The organism is [Phormidium] sp. LEGE 05292, assembly GCF_015207735.1.
GTDB lineage: Bacteria > Cyanobacteriota > Cyanobacteriia > Cyanobacteriales > Aerosakkonemataceae > Floridanema.
This window is the reverse complement of the sequence record NZ_JADEWG010000264.1, coordinates 1-4949: the sequence shown is the minus strand read 5'-3', so window position 1 is coordinate 4949 and position 4949 is coordinate 1. Positions and strand designations below refer to the sequence as shown.

Genomic DNA, 4949 nt, shown 5'->3' with positions numbered 1-4949 from the left:
CTTGTCCCCTATTTCCCCATCTCCCCATCTCCTCTGCTCCCTTGCTCCCCTGCGCCTCTGCTCCCCTGCTCTCCTTCACCATCGTAGTTGACTATTTCTCCAGAGGAAGTATGAGAGGGGGTTGATTCTGGAGTGGCTAGTTGGTGAGGAGATTTTAACCAAGACATTCGTCCGGGTACTGGTTGACGCGATCGTTGTAAGCCTTGCAACATTTCTGATAATTGCAATCCTTCTAAGGCAAATTTAGATTCGCGCAATTTGTGCCAAACGGAACGAGACATTAATAGAGTATGGGCGATTCTTTGTGCGCCAATCTGTTCTAAAAATTCTTCGCGTTCTGGTTGGTAGTCAGCGGAAGTTAATTGTAAGGGTTGGGCGGGGAAGTCTTGGACGATGCGTGCCATTTGGGAGAGCAGTTCTGGATACAGCCAGGTATAAGCTGGGTGAACTGTCATTTCAGCTTTGTGGGGTGCTTTCCCTGTCCGACTGAGTTGGAGTTGAAAATAGCCGATCGCTGCTTTCCTCTGAGGTTCAAATACGTAACCGCTGACTACTTCGGTTTTACTAAACCATTGGCGCATTCCTTCGATTAGGGCGCTGAAGAAACCTGTTTTAAAATCTTGAACGTGGCGATCGAATACTTGTCGCACTAATGGTGGCATTGCTGCTGTATCTAATTGATAGAGCAGTTGCGCGTCGGCGTTACTCACTGGCAGCAAGTTGGGTAAATCTGGCTCTCGTTCTTGCAGTTCCGTTAATAATGATGGTGAAATTTCCCAGGCGGTTAACTGCGCTAATGGTTGAAATCCATTTTGTCGATATAGAGCTAGGGTATGTTTGTCGTTGATGTTGACTTCTAGCAACCAGGTACGTGCTTCCCAGATCGTTTCAAAGCAGTGGCGTAGCAGTAGGGAACCTGCTGCTAGGCTGCGTGTTTGGCTATTCGTTTGGCGATCGACTATTACCCTTTCTACTCGCCATGTGCTACGGGTACGATTAAAAGGTTTGACTTGAATCATGCCCCTAACTTGTTGTTCTTCCTGAGCAACATAAGCACATAATTCATAGCGTAATGGGTTAGGAAACAGGCTGAAAAATTTCCATAGCCCGTAGCACTGGTTGAGGCGTTCTAGATGCTGTTTTGTCTCATTCAGACTGTCGAGGTCATTTGCCTCTGGAGATTGCATGAGAATTTTTTCGTTGGCGTTAGCGTCTGCGTTCGCTTCAGCGATGCTTAGGATTATGGCACTTATCGCTTCTAAGTCCCGACGTTGTAGGGGACGGATCGCAACTTTTGGCTCCTGGGGTGGGAATGGGGTCATATTCACTCAGGCTGTTCTTTTGCCTTGGTAAGATTACTGCGGTAGTTTCTTGCTTGTTCAAGCCAGATTCTATTACAGCTAAGGAAGAGGTTTATGTGATCTTCCACCTACAAAACTCCGCCGAGAAAACGGGTTTTTTAGTTAGCGGGCTGCGGATCTGGGTTGAGCTAAATGACTTGCTTGCCAGTTTCACGCTGCTGTTGATTTTTAAGACTGGTGGGCATTACCAGTTTCAGTGTAGCACTCGACAAGGGTGGGTTTTATGGGGTTAACATATCGAAAACCCGCCCCTACAACTCAAAACTTTCTACTGTTTACTGTTCTCTTCCCTAGTTTTTACTTACGTTCGGGATGTTCCGACTCTGGAGAAGTAGGATTCATGCGGTTAATAGCCGAAATCATCTGATAAAGTCTTCCCAAGTCGCGTTGATTAAAATACATCGCTAGACGAGGTAAATCAAAGCTTTCATCACCTGTTTCTTGTGGGAAAGCTGAGGTTTTTTGAATTTTTCCTTTCACCAGAATGTCTGAGAAATTCTCATTTAACCATTCAACATCTGAGTCTTTTAGTTCGGACTTGAGGCGAATGACGAATTGTTCCCCAACGTAACGACTTGAGTGATAAACTCGATAGAAACTGGTAATCGCTTCACAAGCTACATCTAAATCGTCTGTAATGGTATAGACGCTGCGATCTTCGGGATTGACTAATCCACGTTTAACTAAATGCTTGTCCACATAAGCATCCCAGTCTGTCCAATAATCACCACCTGGACGATCGATCAATATTAACGGAACAGGGCCATATCTACCAGTTTGGCAAAGGGTCAGACATTCAAAAGCCTCGTCTTGAGTCCCAAAACCACCAGGAAAAACCCCGATCGCATCACTTTCTCGTAATAAAAACAGCTTGCGCGTGAAAAAATATTTAAAGTGAATTAGCTTGGGATCTCCATCGATAAAGTGATTAGCTGACTGTTCAAAAGGCAGCTGAATATTTAAACCAAAAGACTTGTCTTTCCCTGCACCTTCATTTCCCGCCTGCATAATCCCGCCGCCGCCACCAGTCATCAACATGAATCCTAACTCGGTGACGCGACGACCAAAGTCTACAGCCATTTGGTACTCTGGTGTATCTGATGGCAACCGAGCCGAACCAAAAAAGGTAACTTTGCGAATATGTCGGTAAGGATAAAAAGTTTGGAAGCCTCGTTCCATATCTAGTAACGAAGCAGTTAAAATTTTCCAGTCCAGGCGATCGATCTCACCACTACCCATTCGTAATAAGGTAGCCAATGATTGTTCAATCCATTTCTTATATTTATGCGTAGGTAGCCGATTGATTAACTCTGCCAACTCTCCTGGCAAAGACTCATTTGTATTGAACGAGGGTGTAATAGTCATAATTATCGCATCGGGTATTCTATTGTACCGATTTTCCTGTCCCGAATGTAGCCTTTAGTCGCAGTAAATCTCCACAACTTCACCCCAGTTCGGGTTATTACAATATTCTTTTCCATCAAATGCTAAAAGCGTCTTAAATCCCAGCGATCGAAGACGCTATATTAAACAAGCAGTAAACTATGCAGCTTTCCCAGTCTTCTAAGTCAACTTTTCAGCTTCTTTGGAACTTATCACACCTAATGAGTCGATCGCAGCGGAAAGATTTAAACCATTCAATATACTTGAACTGATTAGTCTCTAGATTTTCAGAAATTTAAATCTGAGAGTTTTAAATTCCGCATAGCGTTACTTTTCGTCTGGGCGTATGTACTTTTCCAAAGTCTGGGCTAAAGTAGTCTTGGGAACTGCACCAACCACCATATCAACGCGCTGACCGCCTTTGAAGATCATTAGCGTCGGAATGCTACGAATCCCATATTTGGTAGCAACATTGGGATTCTCATCAGTATTGACCTTAACGACTTTTACTTGACCTGCGTACTGCTCGGCGATTTCATCTACCACGGGTGCGACCATACGGCAAGGCCCACACCAAGGAGCCCAAAAGTCAACTAAAACAGGAACATCACTCTCAACTACTTCTACGTCAAAAGTAGAGTCTGTAACTTGTGCGGCTGCTGACATGCCCTAAATTCCTTACATAACATTGTCTTTATTTCTTTCGGCATTCTACCACACCGAAAAGCTTTGTTCTCTTATCCATAGGTAGATAAACTCTGAGTGGCTAGGAAAATCGAAAGTTTTTGATTGTAAAAAATTACTATGGGAAAAAAGGAACCGCCCGAACATTAGTCCGGGCGGAGTGTGGTGTGAGGAGTGAACGGAAACATGCGTCTCCGCTTTCTCTATTGTAGGCCACAGAATCATTTTTAGGGTAAGTTTGGAGAGGTTGCTGAAAATTTCCTCACTTTAAATTTTCAGAGTAAAACTACTTACCCATACCCAATTGTTGAGCTTTTTGATATACTTTACCCTCGGTTAAGAGAGAGGGAGCAATTACCACCTCGACTTGTTGCATTTCTTTGATGTTTTTGGCTCCTAGAGTACCCATACTGGTCTGCAAGGCTCCTAACAGGTTGTGAGTACCATCATCAAGCGCAGCTGGCCCGCGAAGAATTTGTTTTAATGTGCCTGTAGAACCGACCCGAATCCGAGTGCCACGAGGTAAAACAGGGCTAGGAGTAGCCATACCCCAGTGATAACCACGTCCAGGCGCTTCTTTGGCTCTAGCGAAAGGAGAACCAATCATTACTCCATCCGCACCACAAGCAATACACTTACAAATATCACCACCAGTAATTAAACCACCATCAGCAATCACTGCCACATAATTGCCAGTTTCCTGATAATAATCATCTCTGGCAGCAGCACAATCAGCTACGGCAGTTGCTTGAGGTATTCCCACACCCAACACACCCCTAGAAGTACAAGCTGCACCAGGCCCAATACCTACTAATACCGCAGCAGCGCCCGCTTTCATTAAATTGAGGGCAACTTCGTAAGTGACACAGTTACCCAAAATTACTGGAATGGGCATTTCTTTACAAAACTGCGGTAAGTCTAAAGGCGTTACTGACTCTGGGGATAAGTGAGAAGTTGAAACGACAGTAGCTTGAACAAAAAATAAGTCTGCTCCCGCATTGGCAACTACTAAACCATATTTACTGGCTCCGGCGGGGGTGGCGCTAACGGCGGCAATACCACCTTTTTGTTTAATTTCTTGGATGCGTCGCTCAATTAGCTCTGGTTTAATAGGTGTTGCATAAAGTTCCTGCATCAGGGGAACAAACTCTTCTTTACCCACTGAAGCAATTCGATCTAAAATTGGCTCTGGATTTTCATAGCGAGTTTGGATGCCCTCTAAGTTAAGAACACCTAAGGCACCCAATTGTGATAACTCTACTGCCATGCGTACATCGACTACACCATCCATCGCACTGGCAATAATTGGGATTTCTCGCTCAATACCGCCTATGCGCCAGCGAGTGTCTGCCAAGCTGGGGTCTAAAGTTCTAGGCCCTGGCACTAGTGCGATTTCATCAATACCGTATGCTCGGCGAGCAGCTTTACCTCGCCCAATTTGAATGTCCACGCTCGTACTCGTTCCCAAGATGTTATTTAAGCTAGGGTATCAAATTTTGGGGCAGGGGAGCAGGGGAGCAG

4 protein-coding genes are annotated in these 4949 nt (G+C 44.9%); all 4 read right to left on the bottom strand.

The window, feature by feature from the left end; translation table 11 throughout:
- Positions 1 to 8: 8 nt before the first annotated feature.
- Entirely contained in the window at positions 9 to 1322 is a 1314-nt protein-coding gene (locus IQ264_RS31520; protein WP_193986524.1) for a GNAT family N-acetyltransferase, read from the bottom strand.
- A 336-nt stretch (positions 1323 to 1658) separates the two neighbouring features.
- Positions 1659 to 2726, bottom strand: coding sequence for an LOG family protein (locus IQ264_RS31515; protein WP_193986522.1), 1068 nt, complete (start codon positions 2724 to 2726; stop codon positions 1659 to 1661).
- A 345-nt stretch (positions 2727 to 3071) separates the two neighbouring features.
- A complete protein-coding gene (gene trxA / locus IQ264_RS31510; protein WP_193986520.1) occupies positions 3072 to 3410 on the bottom strand; it encodes a thioredoxin in 339 nt (112 codons plus the stop codon).
- Between the two features lie 304 nt (positions 3411 to 3714).
- The gene (locus IQ264_RS31505) at positions 3715 to 4878 is read right to left on the bottom strand and encodes a GuaB3 family IMP dehydrogenase-related protein (RefSeq protein WP_193986518.1); all 1164 of its coding nucleotides are present in this window, start codon (positions 4876 to 4878) and stop codon (positions 3715 to 3717) included.
- Positions 4879 to 4949: the final 71 nt, after the last annotated feature.